Here is a 20193-nt window from a genome sequence, read left to right on the forward strand (position 1 = left end):
CTTCTGCATCGAGCGTCATGTGCTCGACACAATTGTCCTGTTGCATCACGAGAGCCCGCTGCGGCGATTGATTCCGCCTTTGCGCTGCGTTAGCGTTGCCCGCCATGGTCAAGCCCACTTCTGCTCCCGCTGAAACGCCTCCGGTTGCCGACTTCGAGCATTCACTGGATGAGCTCGAACAACTGGTGGCACGTATGGAAGGGGGCGAGATGAGCCTGGATGAATCGCTCAGCGCTTTCGAACGCGGTATCGGCCTCTATCGCCACTGCCAGCAGGCGCTCGACCAAGCCGAATTGCGCGTACGCCTGCTGCTTGATCCGGATGCGCCGGATAAAGCCGAGCCGTTCGAGCCGGAAGCCTGAATCACATGTCTTCGTAGGTTGGGGTGCAAACCCCAACGTTTGCCTGTCCCGCTGTTGGGGTTTGCACCCCAACCTACGATCGCGATAGCTGGCTTACTTGATCAACCGAAGCGTGAACGGATAACGGTAACGCACGCCTTCATTGGCCTTCACGCCAGCGATGATCGTCAGCACCAGCCATCCGATGCCGATAATCACCCAAAGTGGAATCGCGATGATCAGGCCAATCCCGAACGTAATGGCCGACAGCACCAACAACACCAGGGTGGCGATCGCCACGGAGATGTTGAAATTCAAGGCTTCCTTGGCCTGATCGGCGACGAAAGGCATGGTGTCTTTCTTCACCAGCCAGATCACCAGCGGGCCGATGAAACAGCCCCAGCCGGCACCCAGCGAGGCGGTGAGCAAAGCACCCAGCAAGGCTGAGAGATGCGCAAACATCGCCCAGGTACGCTCTTCGGCAGGAATGTCGCCACCGATGTGCTCGCTCGGTGGAGGCGGTACAACGGACTCGGGCGGAACGCTCATAAGCATCTCCTTTCAAGTCGTGCAAACGCCGGCCCATGCCGGTGAAAACATCCTAGCAGGGTGCGCAGGAACTTGCTGCGCAGCTTTTGGCCTACTCGCCCGCGATCGTCATGCGGTCGATCAGAATCGAACCAGTGAGCAAATGTGATCGCTTGTCCACGTCGCCACCCACGGCCACGATGCCCGTGTACATATCGCGCAAGTTGGCAGCGATAGTGATTTCTTCTACCGGATAGGCGATTTCGCCGTTTTCCACCCAGAAGCCCGCCGCACCGCGCGAATAGTCGCCAGTGATGGTGTTGACGCCCTGCCCCATCACTTCAGTGACAAGCAAACCGGTACCAAGCCGGCGCAACATGCTGTTGAAGTCGTCCGCCGCGCCGCCATCGGCGTGTCCTGGTTCGACTATCAGGTTGTGAATGCCACCGGCATTCCCGGTGGATTCCAACCCGAGCTTGCGTGCCGAGTAGCTACCCAGGACATAGCGTGCGAGCACGCCGTTTTCGATTAGCGTGCTATCGCGCGTCGCAACGCCTTCGGCATCGAACGCGCCCGAGCCCTGTCCGCGCTGCAGATGCGGATACTCCACGATATTCAACCATGTGGGCATGATTTGCTTGCCGGCATGATCCAGCAGAAAGCTTGCGCGACGATACAGCGCGCCACCGCTTACCGCGCCGATCAGGTGACCGATCAGCCCTCGCGCGATCTCCGGTGAGAACAGCACCGCCGATTGCCGCGTCGACAAACGCCGCGCGCCCAGGCGGGCAAGCGTACGTTCGGCGGCCTTGTCACCCAGCACCCGCGCGCTCATGAAATCGCCAGCGCTACGCACACTGTCGTACCAGTAATCGCGCTGCATGCCTGCTTCGTCCCCCGCGATCAGCGCTACCGACAGCGAATGCCGCGTACCGCGCTCACGCCCTACGAAGCCATGCGAGTTGGCGTAAACGGACACGCTCTCGCCCATCTGTACGCTGGCGCCATCGGAATTGGTGATACCGGCATGGGCGCGTCCAGCCGCTTCAATCTCCTGGCCCAATGCAATGGCCTGCGGCGTGTCGATGGCCCACGGATGCCATAGGTCGAGATCGGGAAACTGCGTGGCCATACGCGCAGCATCGGCAAGGCCGGACGCTTCGTCTTCTTCCGTGTACTGCGCAATGGCGCAAGCCTGATCCAGGGTCGCCTGGATGGAATCCGCATTCAGGTCGGCGGTGCTGGCCGAACCCTTGCGCTTGCCGAAATAGACGGTGAGGCCAAAGCCGCGGTCGCGCGTGTGTTCGACCGTTTCCACCTCGCCCAGGCGCACGTTGATGTTGAGGCCGGTATCGATGCTGGCCGACACCTCCGCCTGGCTGGCGCCAGCGGCGCGGGCGCGGCGGATCACATCTTCGGCCAGCTCGGCCAACCGGTCGAGTTCACGCTGGCTTGCGTCCTGGCTGATGGCAACATCGCTCACTTAGGGCTTCCTATGGGGCTCGTGGATACAATGGGCAAAGGTGGGGCCGCCTGGACCCATTGCCAATACCAGACATCAAACACCGAAGGTTGCCATAGGAGCGGCCCATGTCCATAGCCACCGGCATCTATCGTCACTACAAAGGCCAGAGTTACCGCGTGATCGGCACCGCCCGGCACAGCGAAACCATGGAGGAGCTGGTCGTCTACCAGGCGCTGTACGGCGACCACAGCCTGTGGGTACGGCCGGCCGCCATGTTCGCCGAAACGGTAGAGCTGGAGGGCGAACCCATTCCCCGCTTCGCCCTGGTCGAAGCCACGCCGCCCGAATTTCCCCAGTCTGACCGGAATACGCTGTGAACCGCACTTACACTGACGATCCCGACCACGACTACGGCCCTACCCGCACGCAACAGCGGCGCGACGCCTTGGCCGTGCTGTCGCTCGCCTCGCAACTGGCGGATATGCCGCCGGCCAAGCTTGTCCGCGCAAACCTGCCGGACGACGTGCTGCGCGAAATCGACAACCTGCGACGCATCACTTCGCATATCGCCCGCAAACGCCAGCTTGGTTTTCTTGCCAAGGTGATGCGGCGCCACGACGACGAGGCGTTTGATGGCGCCCGCGCATTGCTCGGCGAAAATCGCGAACAGCAACGTAAAGAAACCGCTGCCATGCATCGCGTGGAAGCGCTGCGTGAGCGCTTGCTGGACAGTGACGACGCACTGCAGGAATTGATCGACCAGCATCCCGACATCGATCGTCAGCACTTGCGTTCGTTGATTCGCCAGGCGCGCATCGAGCGCGATGCGAACAAATCACCGCGAGCGTATCGAGAGATTTTTCAGTTGCTGAAGATGCTAAACGAAGACGATGCGTAGGTTGGGGTGAGCGAACGCGAACCCCAACATCGCCATGTGCATCACCAGGCGCACAACCTGTTCATGACGCCGTACCACCCACCGTCATGCTTTCTACGCGCAGCGTCGGCTGTCCCACACCTACCGGCACACTTTGACCGTCCTTACCGCACACGCCGATGCCTTCATCGAGTGCGAGATCGTTACCGATCATCGATACGCGCGTGAGCACATCCGGGCCGCTGCCGATCAGGGTGGCGCCTTTTACCGGGGTGGTGACCTTGCCATCTTCGATCAGGTAGGCCTCGCTGGCGGAGAACACGAACTTGCCGTTGGTGATGTCCACCTGGCCACCGCCGAAATTCACGGCATACAAGCCTTTCTTCACCGAACGGATGATTTCCTGCGGATCATGCTGGCCGGCCAGCATGTAGGTGTTGGTCATGCGCGGCATCGGCAATTGCGCGAAGGATTCGCGGCGACCGTTACCGGTGGGCGCCATGCCCATCAGGCGCGCGTTGAGCTTGTCTTGCATGTAGCCCCTTAGGATGCCGTCCTCGATCAGCGTGGTGCACGAGGTAGGCGTACCCTCGTCGTCCACGGTCAGCGAACCACGGCGGCCGGGCAAGGTGCCGTCATCGACCACAGTGACACCGGGTGCCGCGACGCGCTGGCCGATGCGACCGGCGAAAGCAGAGCTGCCCTTGCGATTGAAGTCGCCCTCCAGGCCATGGCCAATCGCCTCGTGCAACAGCACGCCAGGCCAGCCGGGACCGAGCACCACCGTCATCATGCCAGCGGGCGCATCGACGGCATCCAGGTTTACCAATGCCTGGCGCACGGCTTCATCCGCAAACGCCTTGGCACGCCCATTTTCGAGCAATTCGCGATAACCGTAGCGACCACCGCCACCGGCATAACCCTGCTCACGGCGACCGTTCTGCTCGACGATCACCTGCACGGACAGCCGCACCAGTGGACGTACATCGGCGGCCAAGGTGCCGTCGGAACCGGCGATCAGCACGGTATCGAGCGTGGCGTTGATGCTTACGATCACCTGCTTTACGCGCGGATCGCGTGAACGCGCATAGGCGTCCACTTCGCGCAGCACGGCAATCTTGTCCGGGTTGGGCAGGCTTTCTACCGGATCGATCGCGGGATAAAGCGGCTTCACCCCATGTAACGCCAGCGGCTTGCCCGCGCCGTTGCCGCCTTGCGCGATGGCGCGCGCAGCCTTGGATGCCTCCAGCAACTGCGGCAGGACGATTTCATCGGAATAGGCAAAGCCGGTCTTTTCGCCACTGATCGCGCGTACACCTACGCCTTGCTCGATAGAGTGGGTACCGTCCTTGACGATACCTTCTTCCAGCGCCCAGGACTCGCTGCGTGAATGCTGAAAATAAAGATCAGCGGCATCGATGGCCGGTCCCATCAGCTGCGTGAACACGCGTTCGAGATCGCCGGTGGCCAGGCCGCCGGGAGTGAGCAAGCGGCGTTCGGCCTGGGCGATAAGGGTGCTCATGCGATGACTACCGTGATGGTGAGTGAATAACCGAAGTATGGGCGATTCCCGGCGCTTAAAGAGCAGCCAGGCGTTAGGGATGCTGCAGCGCGCTGGGTGTGGAGGAAGCAGGCGCCGGCGCAGGTTTTGTGTCAGCTGGCGCATCCGATGCTGAACTGGCCGGTGCCGGCGCGCTTGGCTGACTGTCGCCGGCCGAGGTGAACACCGGTTTATCCCAGCTGCCGGTGATGTGATAGCGCTTGATGGCGACGTGATTGAGCCCCTTGCCCAGCACGGTCTGTACGGCCAGACCTGCGGCCGCCCCGATCGGTCCGGCCACCACTGCGCCCACCACCGGCAGGCTGTTGCCAATATGGGGAATCACCACCATCTGCTGGTCGTAATCCCGACGACGCAGACCGGTACGGCCTTTGACGCTGATCTCCGCGGCAGATCCATGGATTTTCAGGTTATCGGTGTAAGCATTGCCGTTGCTCAGCTTGAAGTCGCCCTTGATCAAGTCGAAGCCGAAGCCCTTGCCGAACACGTCGTTGAAATCAAATGACAAGCGGCGCGGCAATTCCGCGATGGATGCCAGTCCAAACAGACGCCCGACACCGGGCGATGCCTTTGGAATGCTGCCGTTGGTGACGTCCACAGCGAGCGTGCCGTCCATGTTGCCCAGCTCGAAGGCCCATGGGCCGCCGGGCCAGGTGGCATTGAGCTGCGCGCGCGTCTTGCCGCCATCGAAAATGCCGGCAAAACCGAACGCAGTCAGCATCTCGCCCAGATTATTCGCATTGAAATCCACCTGCAGATGCGTGCTGCTCTTGGTCGGCGCACCGTTCCAATCGCCACTGCCGCTGACCTGCACGCTGTGCGATTGCGTGGAAAGCTGATCGATGTGCATGCCATCGGGCGTGGGCCAGGTTTCCAAACGCGCTTCGCCGAGCTTGGCATCATCCAGGCGCAAGTCGTGCACCCAGAAATGCAGCGGCGCGATGGTACGTGGATCGATGCCCGTATTGCCCGGATCGGTCACTGGTGGCGTCGCTTCACCCGGCTTGTTGGCGAGCGTCGGTTCCTTGGGCCAGTACATGCGCTGCAGGCGTGCGGTGATGCCGCGTTTGTTCAGATCCACCGTCGGCACACTGAAGTGACCGGCGGCGGAAGCGCTATCGACGTCAAGCTCCAGCGTGTCCGCCTTGGGCGCGGCAGTGACATGCATATGTGCAAAATCGCGGCCGAACACTTCGGCGTGCTCGGTATTTACGTCGATACTTTCCAGACTCAGGCCGTTGCCGCTGGCGCCGCCGGCGATCGATTGCTTCACCCAGCCCGTGACATCCAACTCCGGCGCATCACCGCGAATGCGCATGCCCTTGGCTGGCAACGTGTCGACGTCAGGCATTTGATCGCCGAAGGCAAACGTCGCCGCCAACGGCGACGCCTCACCGTTCGGCAAGCGCAGCCGCCCCCGCGCGACCGATCCGAGCTCCACCTGCATTTGCGTGCCTGCTGTCGGCAAACCCAGCGTGACATGCATGGGCAGCGTGCTGTCCGCAGGCTTGTTCAACGGCACCGGAAAATTCAGCGCGACGCCAGATAGCGGCGAATCGATGCTGATCGTTTGGACGTCCGAACTGCCGTTGTCGCCGTGCGCAAGCTGATAGGCAATGGCGAACTGGCTGCGTCCGTCGGCGATGTCACCCAGCCATTTCAGCTGCGGATAATCTCGCAGCAATTCCGGCACGGTGTAGTTGCCGTCGAGCTTGGCGGCCAAGACGACATTGGGGTCGCCAGTAGCGCCTGCGATCGCAAGATCCACTTGCGTCGGCTCTCCGTGGAAACCGCCGGAAAGCGGTCCGGCATGAAATCCGTGCCCGTCGAACGTGGCTGGGCCATTGAGCTTGTCGAGCTGCAACTTCCACTCCGGCGCATTCAAATCAACGTCTTTGAATTGCGCGGTGCCATCGAGCAGGAAGTTGTGCATCTCGTGGGTCGGCAGCGACAGGTGGAAATCGAAGTTGCCCGTACCACCCAGTTGGAGTTTGGCAAGCACGTCAGCATGCTTGTTCCCGATCGGGCTGTTGCTGACGAAGTTAAGCAAATCGGAGGCATTCCCCTCGCCACTGACATTGAGATCGAGCGTGGTGTGCGCAAGCTCCGGAATCACCGCCACTGCACGCGTCACCTTGGTGCTCATCGATTCGCCGGTGGCTTCCACCAGCATGCCTGCGTCGATGAAATTGGCGGTGGCCTGCACGTGTTCGGCCGCCGGCCAGCTCTTGCCGTACTGCAGTGTGAGGTCGCTGATATCGGCGCGCGCCTCGAAGCGGCCTTCATTGTGATGGAACGGCCAGTTCGCAAGACTGCCGCGCACCAGCACGGCCGCATCATCGATATGGCCGGACACGAATGCCTGATCCAGCCACGCAATGGCATGCGGGTTCAAGGAATCGATCGGCCAGAACAACTTGGCCGCCGTGATGTCGGCGTGTGTGAGCGCGAGATAGACATCGAGAAACGGCCGACCGCCCGCACTCGGCAGATCAATTTCTCCCTGCGCGTTTCCGCCGTAGCCTTGGCCTTCGAAGTCCATGCCCGCGATGCCGATATGCGTGGCGTCTTCATCACGCCACGCTGCCATCGTGCCGCCCAATCGGCTCATGACAAAGGGCGTGCGGAACGTGTGTGGATAGTTGATGGTGGTGCTCTGCGTCGGCAATTCCAGCGACACGGCTTCCGCATCGCCACGCACTTCACCTTGCAGATGGTCCAAACCCGGCAGCTTGCCGACGGTCGTGATGCCGAGATTGTCGAACACGGCGTCCAAGGTATTCAGCCCTGCCGCAGCGCTCCAGTGGAAGTCGGCGTGTTCGATCTGGCCATGCGGCGCGCCTGCACCCAGCCATTGGGCCAGCCCCGGCGACAGGCCCGGCTTCAAGCCGAGCCATGGCATCAGCGGCGCCAGCTGCAACTTGCTGGCCACGGCACGGATATCGGATTGCGGCGTGCCGAAGTGATTCACGTCCACACGCATCGCACCGCCGTCATGATCAGCCCAACGCACGGCATAACCACTGTCGCGGCGGTTGAGTTCGGCCACTCCATTCAATTGTGCGACGTTCACCTTGACGCCAGCTGGATTGCTGACGACAAGATTTTGCAGATTGAGTTGAAACAGATCGCGCACGATCTGGTTCTCATGCCAATCCATCCACACGGCGATATCGCCACGGCCGCTGTCGATGGTGTAGCCGCCCATGTCGAACCCGGCAACCAGGCCGTGCAGATCGGCGTTCTGCGTGGCCATCCAGAACTTGCCGCTCGCACCATCATCGCGGAACAAGCCGGCGGCGCTCAGCACACCGGTCGCACCGATCCTGTGGACGCGCGCGCCTACGCGAATATGGCTGCCTTGATGCGTGAGGCGAAGCTGTTCGGCCAGCAGCGTGTAGCGTTCATTGATGAGCTGGTCATCAATATTGACACGCAAATTGTCCAGCCATAGCTCGACGGATAGATGGCCAAACGAAATATGCTGCTGCTCTGCACTGCCAGCTTTGCCGAAGCCGTTGACATGCCAGCGTCCATCGGCATCGCGTGTGATGTCCAGTTCCAGATTGCTGGCCTGCATGTTCAACAAATGTCGCGAAGGAAACAGCCAGCCGCCAAAATCCAGTTTCAGATCCACCTCCGGCACCTGAAACGGGGTACTGCCCGCCTCGCCGGGACCGAAGGTGACGTTGTGCATGATGAAGCGCGGGCCAGAAGGTTCCCAGCGGCCTTGCATCGACACGAAGGTTACCGGCCGCTGCAACTTGGCGCTCAGCTCCTGCGCCACCCATTCCGGATGTTTCGCCAGCAGCGGCAGCAGCACCTGTGCCAAGGCGGCCGTAAGGGCGAGCGCGATCACCGCTACGCCAACCGTCCAACCGAGCGCACGCGTCACGCGATGTGTCCAAGCTTGCGACTGCATGCTTACCGAGCACCTAGTGCAGGTTCTGCGCCTGCTTCAAAGAAGTACAACATCGAACTGTTCCTGCGAGTAATGCTCCTCGGCTTGAAAACGTATGCTCTTGGAGATGAATTCTTCCAGCTCGGCCACGGCTGCCGATTCTTCCTCGAGAATACGGCCGACCACCTTGGGGCTGGCCATCACCAGCAGCTTCTGTGCGTTGAACTGTCGCACGGCGCGGGTGATCTCGCGGAAAATTTCGTAGGTGACAGTTTCGGCGGTTTTCACGGTGCCGCGCCCCATGCATGCAGGACAGGGTTCACACAGTTGGCGCTCCAGGCTTTCGGTGGTGCGCTTGCGCGTCATCTCAACCAGGCCAAGCGGCGACATCGGGTACACGGTGGTCTTGGCATGATCACGGGCGAGGCCTTTCTCGAGCATGCGGATGACCTGACGCTTGTGCTCTTCATCGGTCATGTCGATGAAATCGATGATAATGATGCCGCCAAGGTTGCGCAGCCGCAGCTGACGCGCGGCCGCTTGTGCGGCTTCCAGATTGGTTCGATAAACGGTCTCCTCCAGATTCCGTGTACCGAGATAGCCGCCGGTGTTGACGTCGATGGTGGTCATCGCCTCCGTCTGGTCGACGATCAGATAGCCACCTGATTTCAGCGGTACTTCCTTGCGCAATGCACGCTGGATTTCGTCTTCCACGCCGTACAGGTCGAAGATCGGCCGCTCGCCGGAGTAATGTTCGATACGATCGTCCAGGCTCGGCATGAACTTGTGCACGAACTTGGCGACCTTTTCGTAAGTTTCGCGCGAGTCCACGCGCACCTTTTCGATGTCGTCATTGAGCAGGTCGCGCAAGGCACGCAGCGGCAGCGCGAGTTCTTCGTAAACACGATCGCCTACCTTGGCCTTCGCAATATTTTCCTGCACGACGCGCCAGACCTTGCCGAGGTAGGTGACGTCGAACGCCAGCGATTCGGCGGACTGACCTTCCGCGTTGGTGCGCACGATGTAACCGAGGCGGGGAGGGCTGGATGCGTCTTCACCGATCAGGGAGGTCAACACCTCTTTAAGTCGTTGCCGCTCGTTGTCGTCCTCAATGCGGGTAGAGATGCCCAGCGTGCGCGCGTGCGGCAGCAACACCAGGTAGCGGGAAGGAATCGACAAGTGCGTGGACAGCCGCGCGCCTTTGGTGCCGATAGGGTCCTTTACCACCTGCACGACGATTTCCTGGCCCTCGTGCACCAGCTCGCTGATCGACGGCATATGGCCGTTGCTGGCGCCGTTGCCGGTGCTCACTTCCGCCGCCTCCGGCAGCGGTGGGCGCACGATGTCCGAAGCGTGCAGGAAAGCCGCCCGCTCCAGGCCGATGTCCACGAACACCGCCTGCATGCCCGGCATGACTCGCTGTACCCGTCCCTTGTAGACATTGCCGACGTACCCGCGACGGGACGCCCGCTCGACATGCAGTTCCTGCAGCATGCCGTTCTCCACCACGCCGACCCGGGTCTCGCGTGGGGTCATATTGATCAGGATTTCTTCGCTCACGGAATTCCCCAAAGCATCCAGGCATTTATAGCGGTTACTTGTGAGAACTGTCGATGTGCAGCGCACGTCTCCTGCTGTACTGCCGAGTTCGGTAAAGTGGCCGCCATGCGCCTGTCCAAAGCCATTCCGACCCCCTCTGACAGCCCGATCCTTCCCGATGTTCTGCGCCCCGGTCTGCGGTTGGTGTTCTGCGGCACCGCGGCCGGCAAACGGTCTGCCCAGGAAAGGGCCTACTACGCCCATCCGGGCAACATGTTCTGGCGCGCGCTGTTTCAGGCCGGGCTCACACCGCGGCGGCTGACGCCCCAGGAATTTCCCCTGCTGCCCGAATTTGGCATCGGCCTGACCGATCTGGCCAAGCGCCACATGGGCAACGACGACGAATTGCCTCGGGACGCGTTTGACGTTCCCGGGCTGCTGGTCAAGATCGAGCAGTACGCTCCGGAGGTGTTGGCCTTCACCAGCAAGCATGCGGCGCGCGCGGTGCTCGGTGCCGGTATCGGCTATGGATTGCAGCATCGTGCATTCGGCACGACCAAGGTGTTTGTGTTGCCATCGCCATCCGGACAGGCGCGCGGACATTGGGACCTTGCTCCATGGATCACGTTGGCTGCACACGTCACGCGGACACGTGAACCGTAATGATCCGCGAATCGTGCAAATGCATGCCTGACATCGCCACGCGCTTGTAAGCAAACGTTTCGCGATTCGCCACGCATCAGCGCAATTACGTGCGGAAACATGCATTGCCTCCGGCATATGGTTGCCATCAGGAAAATTGTCTAGGCTACTATTTTCCTGGCAACCTCTTATAGTCAGTCGATACAAACGGACGTCCGTTTGGCGAGGCTGATGGAAAGCATCGGTTATGTGGATCGTCAAAATCGCGCTCGAGCGGCCGCTTACCTTTATCGTTCTGGCGCTGCTGCTGCTGATCCTTGGCCCGCTGGCGATCTTGCGCACGCCGGTGGATATCTTTCCCAATATCGATATCCCCGTGGTTTCCGTGGTGTGGAATTACACCGGCCTGCCCGCGGATGACATGAATAACCGCATCATCACCGGTTACGAGCGCGCGCTGACCACCACCGTCAACGATATCGAACACACCGAAACGCAATCGCTCAATGGCGTTGGCCTGGTGAAGGTGTATTTCCAGCCCAACGTGAAGATCGACATGGCCGTGGCGCAGGTCACCGCGATTTCGCAGACGGTGCTGCGTTCAATGCCACAGGGCACCAATCCACCGCTGATCCTGGTGTACAACGCATCCACTGTGCCGGTGCTGCAGTTCGCGCTGTCGTCGAAGGAGCTGTCGGAAACCACGATCTTCGACGATGCCAACCAGATCGTACGCACCTTCATTACCTCAGTACGCGGCGCCGCCACGCCCTACCCTTATGGCGGCAAGCAGCGACAGGTGCAGGTCGATCTCAATCCACAGGCGTTGCTGGCGCATGGTTTGTCGCCCAGCGATGTCGTGGCGGCGATCGGCGCGCAGAACCTGATCTTGCCAGCCGGTACGGAAAAGATCGGCGAGACCGAATACAGCGTCAAGTTGAACGGCAGTCCGCAGCAGATTGATGAACTGAACAACGCACCGATTCGCACCGCCAACGGCATCACCACCTATGTCCGCGACGTGGCGCACGTGCACGACGGCTCGCCGCCACAGACCAATATCGTGCGCGTGAACGGCCAGCGCGCCGTGCTCATGTCGATCCTGAAAATCGGCGATGCGTCGACGCTGGATATCGTGGATACGCTCAAGGCCTCGCTGCCGGCGATCCGCGCCGCCGTTCCGCAAAGTCTGGAAATCAACGCACTTTCCGATCAGTCGCTGTTCGTACGCGCGGCTATCTCCGGCGTGATTCGCGAAGGTGTTATCGCCGCCGGTCTGACTGGCTTGATGATCTTGCTGTTCCTGGGCTCATGGCGCTCGACGCTGATCATTGCGATCTCGATTCCGCTATCGATTCTGGCCTCGATCATCGCGCTGTCGGCCCTGGGCCAGACGATCAACATCATGACGCTGGGCGGTCTGGCGCTGGCCGTGGGTATTCTGGTCGACGATGCCACCGTGACGATCGAGAACATCAACTCACATCTGGAGGAAGGCAAAGAGGTCTACGACGCCATCATGGAAGGCGCGCACCAGATTGCGGTGCCGGCGTTCGTGTCGACCTTGTCCATCTGCATTGTGTTCGTGCCAATTTTCTTCCTGGGTGGTGTAGCGAAGTATCTGTTCGCACCGCTGGCCGAGGCGGTGGTGTTCGCCATGCTGGCGTCGTACGTGCTGTCGCGAACGCTGGTGCCGACGCTGTCGCTGTTCTGGTTGAAGAAGCACGATCACAACAAGCAGGCGAATGGCCCGTTGAGTGGCTTCCAGCTCGCCTTCGAGCGCCGCTTCGAACGCTTGCGCGAAGGTTATCGCGGTGCGCTGGAAACGACAGAGCGCCATCGCGGGTTGTTTGCCATTCTGTTCTTCGCCAGCTGTGCGTTGTCTGTCGGCCTGCTGGTGCCATGGCTTGGCCGCGACTTTTTCCCCTACGTGGATGGTGGACAGATCAAGCTGCATTTTCGTGCGCCGGTTGGCCTGCGTATTGAGGAGACGGCACGCCTTGCCGACGGCATCGAGGACGTGATCCGCGACACGATCCCGAAGCAAGAACTGGCTAGCATCGTCGATACCTTGGGCATTCCTTACAGCGGCATCAACCTTTCCTATAGCAATACGGGCGTGGTGGGTACCTCGGACGGCGACATCTTTGTAACGCTCAACGAAGATCATCACCCCACCATCGATTACGTGCGCAGCCTGCGGCGACAGCTTGCACAGAAATATCCGGGCGTGATCTTTTCGTTCCTGCCGGCAGATATGGTCGGGCAGATTCTGAATTTCGGCGCACCGGCGCCGATCGACGTGGAGGTGTCCAGCCATGACGCGAACGCCTCAGCGAAAGTCGCCAAGGAGCTTTACGGTGATTTGCTGACGGTTCCCGGTTTGGTCGACTTGCGCATCCAGCAGGCGTTGAACCTGCCGCAGATCAACGTGAATGTGGATCGCACGCGCGCCAGCCTGGTCGGCCTGACCACGCAGGACGTGGCGAGCAATCTGCTAACCGCGCTGGCTGGCTCCTCGCAAGTCAATCCTACCTTCTGGGTCGACCCGAAAACCGGCATCAGTTACAGCATTGCCACGCAAACACCGCAATATCGCATCGATACGTTGCAGGAGTTGAAAAACCTGCCGATCCGAAGCACCAGCGGCAGCGTGGCGAGTAGCAGCTCGTCGGGTGGCTCGACGGTCAGCCAGACGTTGCAGAATCTCGCTGATTTCTCGCGCAGCGATGGGCCGGCGATCGTTACGCATTACAGCACGCGGCCGACCATGGATTTGTATGCTTCGGTCGATCGCACTGACCTCGGCAGCGTGGCCAGTGACGTGCAACGCGTGGTGGCCGAGCATTCCAAGCATTTGCCGCGCGACGTGAACATCGATATACGCGGCCAGGTGCAGACCATGCAATCTTCCTACAAAGGTTTGCTTGGCGGACTGCTGTTTGCGATCGTGCTGGTGTATTTGCTGATCGTGGTGAATTTCCAAAGCTGGCTGGATCCGCTGATCATCATCGCGGCGCTGCCGGCGGCCTTGGCGGGCTTGGTGTGGATGCTATTCCTCACGGGCACCCCGCTGTCGGTGCCGGCGCTGATGGGCGCGATCATGTGCATGGGTGTGGCAACGGCCAACTCGATTCTCGTGATCAGCTTTGCGCGCGAGCGGCTGGCGCATCATGACGATCCGGTACAAGCAGCCATCGAGGCAGGTTTCCAGCGCTTTCGCCCGGTGTTGATGACGGCGCTGGCGATGATCATCGGCATGGTGCCGATGGCGCTGGGCCTGGGTGAAGGCGGCGAGCAGAACGCGCCGCTGGGCCGCGCCGTGATCGGCGGCCTGCTGCTCGCTACGGCTGCCACTTTGTTCTTCGTACCTACTTTTTTCAGCTTGATGCATCGCAGCCACAAGGCCGACCGTGATGCAGCAACCGCGTGAGAGCACGAACATGTCTAGTGCAAATGTTTCGCACCGCCCCAGTCAGCCGTCACATGGCGCACGGCTCGTGCTTATCGGGCTCGGGGTCGTGCTGGTCGTGCTGGGTGCTATTGGCATCGTCAAGCGCGTGCATGCGCGACATGAACTGACCGAAGACACGGACCGCAATGCCGTCGCCACCGTAGCCACGATCACGCCCAACGCCTCACCCAAGGATCAAGGCCTGACCTTGCCAGGCACCGTCGCTTCCTGGCAGGACGCGCAGGTATATGCACGCACGACCGGCTACGTGGCCAAGTGGTATGTCGATATCGGCGCCAACGTGAAGAAGGGCCAGCGTTTGGCCGACTTGGATACGCCGGACGTCGACAATCAGCTGTTGCAAGGCAAGGCGCAGATGCGTACCGATCAGGCCAATGAGGCGTTTGCGAAAGTGACCGCCGACCGCTATGCGAAACTGGCGACGCAAGGGTTGATCGCGCAGCAGACGGCTGATCAGTATCTGGCGCAGTACAAGGCGGATGTCGCGACCGTGCAGGCAGATCAGGCGAACGTGGCGCGCTTGCAGAACCTGGAAGATTTCAAATACATCGACGCGCCCTACGATGGCATCGTTACGCAGCGCAATCTCAACATCGGCGCATTGGTGGATGCGGGTTCCACCGGCAGCAATCTATTTGTGATTGCCGACACCAGCAAGCTGCGCGTCTATGTGGATGTACCGGAAACGTATGCCGCCAGCGTGCATGTCGGCATGCCTGCCGACGTCAGCTTGAATACTTACGGCGCCAAGCCGATCACCGGGACGGTGGCACGCACCGCTGATGCGCTTGATCCGAGCACTCGCACGCTGCGTACGGAAATCGATGTTGATAACAACGAGCTGCAACTGGTGCCAGGTGTTTATGCCAACGTGAAATTGCAGGTATCCACGGCCACGCGCAACTACGTCGTTCCCGCGAACGTGCTGCTGTTCCGCTCCGAAGGTTTGCGTGTTGCATTGATCGACGGGCAGCAGCGTGTGCATCTGCAGCCGGTAACGCTGGGGCGTGATTTCGGCAGCACAGTGGAGATCACCGAGGGACTGACCGATGGCGATCGCATCGTACTAAGCCCGCCGGATTCGTTGTACGAAGACCAGCAGGTGAAGGTCGTCGAGCCGAATAAAGCGCAGAAGCAGCGCATGCCTTGAGAATTCAATCGATCGGCGTATGCCGATACGTGGCCACATCGCGCTCCTGCACTGCCGAAGCATGATTCGACCAGGCATGGCGAATGTAGGTGACCACGGCAGCCACATCCGCATCACTTAACTGCTGCGCATACGGCGGCATGGAATAGGGCCGGGGATTGCAGACAGTCACCGGCGGAAATCCGCCCAGCAATACCACGCGCGTCGCATTGATGCCGGTGGGCTCTACAACGGATGCATTGCCATCCAAAGGGGGATAGACGCCCGGCACACCCGCGCCATCCTTGCCATGGCAATTCGCACAGCGCTCGGTGTAGACGGCATTGCCGCGATCGATGAGCGACTGGCTGTCGAAACTTGCCGGCATCGGTGCCGGCGTGGCGCGCGCCGGCAGGGATAGCAAATAGTCGGCGATGGCTTGCAGATCATCATCGCGCAGGTATTGCGTGCTGCTGGCCACCACGTCCGCCATGGGGCCAACCGCCGCGCTTTTTAATGACTGCCCTTTCTTCAGCACGTCGATAATGTCCTGCCGGCCCCAGCCTTGCAGGCCACCGTTGGTCTTCGTGCTCAAGTCTGGCGCATACCAGTCCTGCTCCGGAATCTGTCCACCCGACAAGGTTGCACGAGCCTCCAGGCCGCCCCATGCGCCACGCGCGGCGTGGCATTCGTTACAGTGCCCAAGCCCCTGCACCAGATACGCGCCACGATTCCAGGATGCCGATTGCGAAGCATTGGGCTGATAGACACCCGCTTTGAAATACACCGCGCGCCATGCGGCGAGTGTGCTGCGTACGTTGTAGGGGAAACGCAGTTCCAGTGCGGCATTCGCTTCGTGCACAGGTGGTAGCGAACGCAGGTAAGCGAAGATGGCGATGGCATCGTCACGCGTAACGTTGGTGAACGAGGTATACGAAAATGCTGGATAGAGCGGCTCGCCGCTGCGCCCGATGCCATCGTGCAGAGCACGCCAGAAATCGTTGAAGTTCCAATTACCGATGCCTGTTTGCGTATCCGGCGTGATATTGGGCGCGGGGATATTGCCGAACGGCGTGGGCAGCATGCGGCCGCCCGCATACGCGTGGCCAGCGCGTGCGGTGTGGCAGGAGCCACAATCGCCGGCCGTGGCCAGATAGCGGCCCTTGGCAATCACGCCTGGATCCTTGAGCATGGCCGCGATCGCCGGATCTTCCTGAGAGGCCGTCGCCGGCGAATGCCGCTGCGACAGCCACCATCCACCGGCCAGCACAATTACCAGCAACACGATGGGGATCCATAACCAACGCAATGGCTTCATGCGCCGTCCCCCTGTGCTTGCAACACCCCGCAACGCAAGGGCGGTGTGATCGAACCTGCGGGTTGCGGATGCGTGTCAGCGGGTACCTCCTGGTTCGCCAGCCATGCCGAGACGGCCGTGATGTCGGCAGGTGCGAGGCGATTGGCGATCTGCGCCATGCAATCGGGGGCAGCGGAGGCACGTGTACCCGTTCGCCACGAACCTAGCTGCGAACTGATGTAGTCGTAAGGCAGGCCGACCAGCCCCGGTACCGAAGGCTCGGTGCCGGTCAGCTGCTTACCGTGGCAAGCCTGGCATGGCGGCACCTGGCGCGCGGGATCGCCGGCAGTAACCAGTTGCTCGCCCCGCTGCAGCATCGATGGGGCCAAGGCGGGTACCGGTTTGCGTTCGTACGGCACTTGCTGTGCGGCGAAGTACGCCGCGATCTCATGCATGTATTCCGGGGTCAGCAAACGCACGGTGTATTCCATCGGCGCGTATTTGCGCACTCCGCGCTGGAAGTTCTGGATCTGCAGGGCGAGATAGCCGGCGGGCTTGCCGGCCAAGCGTGGAAAGAAACCGCTGCCTGAAGAGCCCTCGCCATGCACACCGTGGCAGGTGGTACATGCTGCGATGCGTTGCTGCAGCGTGTCAGGCACCGAAGCCTGATCGGCATGTGCAAGCACACTGCAAAGCAGCAAGGCGAACGGGATTGTCCATCGCATACACATCGACCGGCCCCTGGCACCCATGCCAGAAGTATAGGAGCAGCGCGTGCGCCATCCGTGACGCCTGCGGTTATGCTGCGGCATCACGCCACGCCCGGAGGTTGTCGCCATGCTTCACCCATCGCTGTTGTGTGCCGCACTCACGCTTGTCGTTCTGCCCTCCGCGCCACTTTTTGCCCAGGACAACGATATAGCTTGGCAAAGCGTGACCGAACTGCAGCAACAGATGGATGCCGGCAAGCTCACCAGCAAGATCCTGGTGCAGGACGATATGGCGCGCATCCACACGATCGATCAGGCTGGCCCCAGCTTGCGCTCGGTATTGCAGTTGAATCCGGATGCCACGCAGATCGCGGCAAAGCTGGATACAAAACGCACGTCTTCGCATGGTCCGCTATATGGCATTCCGGTGCTGCTGAAGGACAACATCGATACCGGCGACCACACGCTGACCACCGCCGGTTCACTGGCATTGGTGAGCGCGCCGGCACCACGGGACGCTGCACTGGTGACCCGCCTGCGCAAGGCTGGCGCGGTGATTCTGGGCAAGACCAATTTGAGCGAGTGGGCGGATTTTCGCTCCGCCCATGCCAGCAGTGGATGGACGGGTCGTGGCGGGCAAACGCGCAATCCGTATGCGCTGGATCGCAATCCTTGCGGTTCGAGTTCGGGTTCCGCCGTAGCTGTGGCGGCGGGTCTGGTGCCGGTCGCCGTGGGCACGGAAACGGATGGATCGATCATCTGCCCGGCTTCGATGAATGGCATCGTCGGTATCAAGCCGACGCTAGGGCTGGTCAGCCGCAGCGGCATTATTCCGATCAGCCACAACCAGGACACGGCCGGCCCGATGGCGCGCAACGTTACCGATGCAGCGATCTTGCTCACGGCGTTGGCAGGCAGCGATCCACGCGATCCCGCTACTGCGGATGCGGATAAACACGCCACCGACTACACGCGCTTCCTCGATCCCAACGGCTTGCGCGGCAAGCGTATCGGCGTGGTGCGGCAGTTGGCGGGCAATGAACCCAATGCCGATCGCGTGCTGGATGAAGCGATTGCGGCGATGAAGGCACAAGGCGCCATCATCGTGGATCCGGTCACGCTGCCGCATCTGGCTGAACTTGGCGATCCGGAAATGACCGTGATGCTGTATGACTTCAAACATGATCTCAACGCGTACTTGGCTGGACGCACAGGGCTGCAGGTGAAAACGCTCGCAGACTTGATTGCCTTCGACAAACAGGAAGCTGCGCGTGAGATGCCCTGGTTCGGCCAAGACCTGTTCGAACAAGCGCAAGCCAAGGGACCACGGACCGACCAGGCCTATGTGGATGCATTGAACAAGGCGAAGCAGTTGTCGGGACCGCAAGGTATTGATGCGGCGCTGCAGGCCAATCATCTGGATGCCTTGCTCTCACCGTCGTGGGGACCGGCGTATCTCACGGATTTGGTGCTTGGCGATCACATTGTGAGCGGCAATCCGACCATTGGTGGCGCATCGCAGCCGGCTGCGGTGGCGGGGTATCCGTCGATAACCGTACCTGCAGGATGGGCGCATGGTTTGCCGGTCGGCATCGTGTTTTTCGGCGCCCAATGGAGCGAGCCGACGTTGATTTCGATCGCGTATGGTTTTGAGCAGCACACGCACGCATGGCAACCACCCAGGTTTTTGCCGACAGTAGACGCCGATTCGTATGCGCCGGTGCCTGCGCAGAGTCATTGAATGAGCATCGGGTTGGCCGAAAGCTGCTCGCTTCGGCCAGCCTCATCGCATAACGTGGCGCCTCCTTCTCGGCACGGAGGTTTCCATGAAGCCTTGGTTTGCTCTCTGCGCGACGCTGTTGGCATGCGCGATGGCTCATGCCTCCACGGCTGCCGACGCTGATTTTCGCGCGACCTGGACCCAGCCGCAAAAGCCGTTTCGCATCTACGGCAATACCTATTACGTCGGCTCGCATGGCCTTAGCGCCATCCTGATCACTTCGCCCAAAGGCCATGTGCTGATCGATGGCACACTGCCGGAAAACGCCGCAATGATCGAATCGAACATTCGCGCGCTCGGTTTTCACGTGCAGGACATCAAACTGATTCTCAACAGCCATGCGCATGGCGATCACGCAGGCGCCATTGCTGCATTAGCGCACGACAGCGGGGCACCGGTCGCAGCGAGTGCAAAGTCGGCAAAGATGATGGAACGTGGCGGAGACGACCCTGATGATCCGCAGCACGGCATGGCGCCGTTCTATCCCAAAGTCGCCAAGATTCGTGTCCTGGCCAATGGAGAAACGGTGCATGTCGGCCCACTGGCTTTGCAAATGCACGCCATGCCTGGACACACGCCCGGCAGCACCGGCTGGACTTGGCGTTCTTGTGAAGGGAAGCGTTGCCTGTCGATCGTTTATGCCGACAGCATTTCGCTGCTCAGCACGAATGACTACCGCTATACCGACTCAACCCACCCGGAACGCCTTGCTGGCTATCGGCATGCGCTTGCCATGCTGGCAGCACTGCCGTGCGACATCATGCTTACGCCACATCCGCGCGATGGCTTTTTCGAGAAAGCTGCAGGCATCGCGCCAGGCAAGCCCAATCCCTTGATCGACATGCAGGCATGCAAAGCCTATGCAGGCGAAGGAAAACAGAATCTCGAAGAACGCATACAGCAGGAAACTGGGGCACAAAAAGCCACGCACTGAGGCGTGGCTTGCGT

General features: G+C 60.9%; 15 protein-coding genes. 8 read left to right on the forward strand and 7 right to left on the reverse strand.

Annotated elements, in window-relative coordinates; all coding sequences use genetic code 11:
* The first annotated feature begins 104 nt into the window (after positions 1–104).
* Positions 105–362 (forward strand): exodeoxyribonuclease VII small subunit, encoded by a 258-nt coding sequence (locus IEX75_RS03320; protein WP_188792828.1) that lies wholly within the window; start codon positions 105–107, stop codon positions 360–362.
* A gap of 93 nt (positions 363–455) precedes the next feature.
* Here IEX75_RS03320 and IEX75_RS03325 read toward each other — a convergent pair whose 3' ends face one another.
* Entirely contained in the window at positions 456–890 is a 435-nt protein-coding gene (locus IEX75_RS03325) for a DUF4870 domain-containing protein (protein WP_188792829.1), read from the reverse strand.
* Positions 891–981: 91 nt separating this feature from the next.
* Entirely contained in the window at positions 982–2352 is a 1371-nt protein-coding gene (gene pmbA / locus IEX75_RS03330; RefSeq protein WP_188792830.1) for a metalloprotease PmbA, read from the reverse strand.
* 107 nt (positions 2353–2459) lie between these two features.
* Here pmbA and IEX75_RS03335 point away from each other — a divergent pair, with 107 nt between their 5' ends.
* Positions 2460–2711, forward strand: coding sequence for a DUF1653 domain-containing protein (locus tag IEX75_RS03335; protein WP_188792831.1), 252 nt, complete (start codon positions 2460–2462; stop codon positions 2709–2711).
* Positions 2708–3232 (forward strand): ribosome biogenesis factor YjgA, encoded by a 525-nt coding sequence (gene yjgA, locus IEX75_RS03340; protein ID WP_188792832.1) that lies wholly within the window; start codon positions 2708–2710, stop codon positions 3230–3232. The genes IEX75_RS03335 and yjgA overlap by 4 nt, the downstream gene beginning before the upstream one ends.
* Before the next feature lie 61 nt (positions 3233–3293).
* On the opposite strand, the gene tldD is transcribed toward yjgA, so the two are convergent.
* The 3 genes from tldD to rng all read right to left on the reverse strand — a co-directional run bounded on the left by tldD (position 3294) and on the right by rng (position 10233).
* Positions 3294–4733 carry a metalloprotease TldD gene (gene tldD / locus IEX75_RS03345; RefSeq protein ID WP_188792833.1) on the reverse strand — a complete coding sequence of 480 codons (1440 nt, stop codon included), beginning with the start codon at positions 4731–4733 and terminating at the stop codon, positions 3294–3296.
* A gap of 73 nt (positions 4734–4806) precedes the next feature.
* Positions 4807–8694: a YhdP family protein gene (locus IEX75_RS03350; RefSeq protein ID WP_188792834.1), complete on the reverse strand. Its 3888-nt coding sequence runs from the start codon at positions 8692–8694 to the stop codon at positions 4807–4809.
* Between the two features lie 36 nt (positions 8695–8730).
* Entirely contained in the window at positions 8731–10233 is a 1503-nt protein-coding gene (rng, locus tag IEX75_RS03355) for a ribonuclease G (RefSeq protein WP_188792835.1), read from the reverse strand.
* A 105-nt stretch (positions 10234–10338) separates the two neighbouring features.
* Between rng and IEX75_RS03360 the strand changes: the two genes are divergently transcribed.
* The 3 genes from IEX75_RS03360 to IEX75_RS03370 all read left to right on the forward strand — a co-directional run bounded on the left by IEX75_RS03360 (position 10339) and on the right by IEX75_RS03370 (position 15479).
* Complete coding sequence (locus tag IEX75_RS03360) at positions 10339–10875, forward strand: mismatch-specific DNA-glycosylase (protein ID WP_188792836.1); 537 nt, start codon at positions 10339–10341, stop codon at positions 10873–10875.
* Positions 10876–11101: 226 nt separating this feature from the next.
* Positions 11102–14287: an efflux RND transporter permease subunit gene (locus tag IEX75_RS03365; RefSeq protein ID WP_188792837.1), complete on the forward strand. Its 3186-nt coding sequence runs from the start codon at positions 11102–11104 to the stop codon at positions 14285–14287.
* Positions 14288–14354: 67 nt separating this feature from the next.
* Entirely contained in the window at positions 14355–15479 is a 1125-nt protein-coding gene (locus IEX75_RS03370) for an efflux RND transporter periplasmic adaptor subunit (RefSeq protein ID WP_188792838.1), read from the forward strand.
* Between the two features lie 4 nt (positions 15480–15483).
* On the opposite strand, the gene IEX75_RS03375 is transcribed toward IEX75_RS03370, so the two are convergent.
* Both IEX75_RS03375 and IEX75_RS03380 read right to left on the reverse strand, forming a co-directional pair.
* A complete protein-coding gene (locus IEX75_RS03375) occupies positions 15484–16776 on the reverse strand; it encodes a c-type cytochrome (RefSeq protein WP_188792839.1) in 1293 nt (430 codons plus the stop codon).
* Positions 16773–17480 carry a c-type cytochrome gene (locus IEX75_RS03380; RefSeq protein WP_229720616.1) on the reverse strand — a complete coding sequence of 236 codons (708 nt, stop codon included), beginning with the start codon at positions 17478–17480 and terminating at the stop codon, positions 16773–16775. Before IEX75_RS03380 ends, IEX75_RS03375 begins: the two co-directional genes overlap by 4 nt.
* A gap of 112 nt (positions 17481–17592) precedes the next feature.
* Between IEX75_RS03380 and IEX75_RS03385 the strand changes: the two genes are divergently transcribed.
* Both IEX75_RS03385 and bla read left to right on the forward strand, forming a co-directional pair.
* Positions 17593–19206, forward strand: coding sequence for an amidase (locus IEX75_RS03385; RefSeq protein WP_188792840.1), 1614 nt, complete (start codon positions 17593–17595; stop codon positions 19204–19206).
* An 85-nt stretch (positions 19207–19291) separates the two neighbouring features.
* Positions 19292–20179: a subclass B3 metallo-beta-lactamase gene (gene bla / locus IEX75_RS03390; protein WP_188792841.1), complete on the forward strand. Its 888-nt coding sequence runs from the start codon at positions 19292–19294 to the stop codon at positions 20177–20179.
* Positions 20180–20193: the final 14 nt, after the last annotated feature.

The sequence above is a fragment of the Dyella nitratireducens genome, from assembly GCF_014642835.1.
GTDB classification, from domain to species: domain Bacteria; phylum Pseudomonadota; class Gammaproteobacteria; order Xanthomonadales; family Rhodanobacteraceae; genus Dyella_B; species Dyella_B nitratireducens.

Bases quoted from the DNA above. Each gene is read 5' to 3' on its own strand.
- IEX75_RS03320 (WP_188792828.1), top strand. From the start codon at position 105: ATGGTCAAGCCCACTTCTGCTCCCGCTGAAACGCCTCCGGTTGCCGAC.
- IEX75_RS03380 (WP_229720616.1), bottom strand. From the start codon at position 17,480: ATGCGATGGACAATCCCGTTCGCCTTGCTGCTTTGCAGTGTGCTTGCA.
- IEX75_RS03350 (WP_188792834.1), bottom strand. From the start codon at position 8,694: ATGCAGTCGCAAGCTTGGACACATCGCGTGACGCGTGCGCTCGGTTGG.
- bla (WP_188792841.1), top strand. From the start codon at position 19,292: ATGAAGCCTTGGTTTGCTCTCTGCGCGACGCTGTTGGCATGCGCGATG.
- IEX75_RS03325 (WP_188792829.1), bottom strand. From the start codon at position 890: ATGAGCGTTCCGCCCGAGTCCGTTGTACCGCCTCCACCGAGCGAGCAC.
- tldD (WP_188792833.1), bottom strand. From the start codon at position 4,733: ATGAGCACCCTTATCGCCCAGGCCGAACGCCGCTTGCTCACTCCCGGC.
- IEX75_RS03335 (WP_188792831.1), top strand. From the start codon at position 2,460: ATGTCCATAGCCACCGGCATCTATCGTCACTACAAAGGCCAGAGTTAC.
- IEX75_RS03365 (WP_188792837.1), top strand. From the start codon at position 11,102: ATGTGGATCGTCAAAATCGCGCTCGAGCGGCCGCTTACCTTTATCGTT.
- IEX75_RS03385 (WP_188792840.1), top strand. From the start codon at position 17,593: ATGCTTCACCCATCGCTGTTGTGTGCCGCACTCACGCTTGTCGTTCTG.
- IEX75_RS03375 (WP_188792839.1), bottom strand. From the start codon at position 16,776: ATGAAGCCATTGCGTTGGTTATGGATCCCCATCGTGTTGCTGGTAATT.
- IEX75_RS03360 (WP_188792836.1), top strand. From the start codon at position 10,339: ATGCGCCTGTCCAAAGCCATTCCGACCCCCTCTGACAGCCCGATCCTT.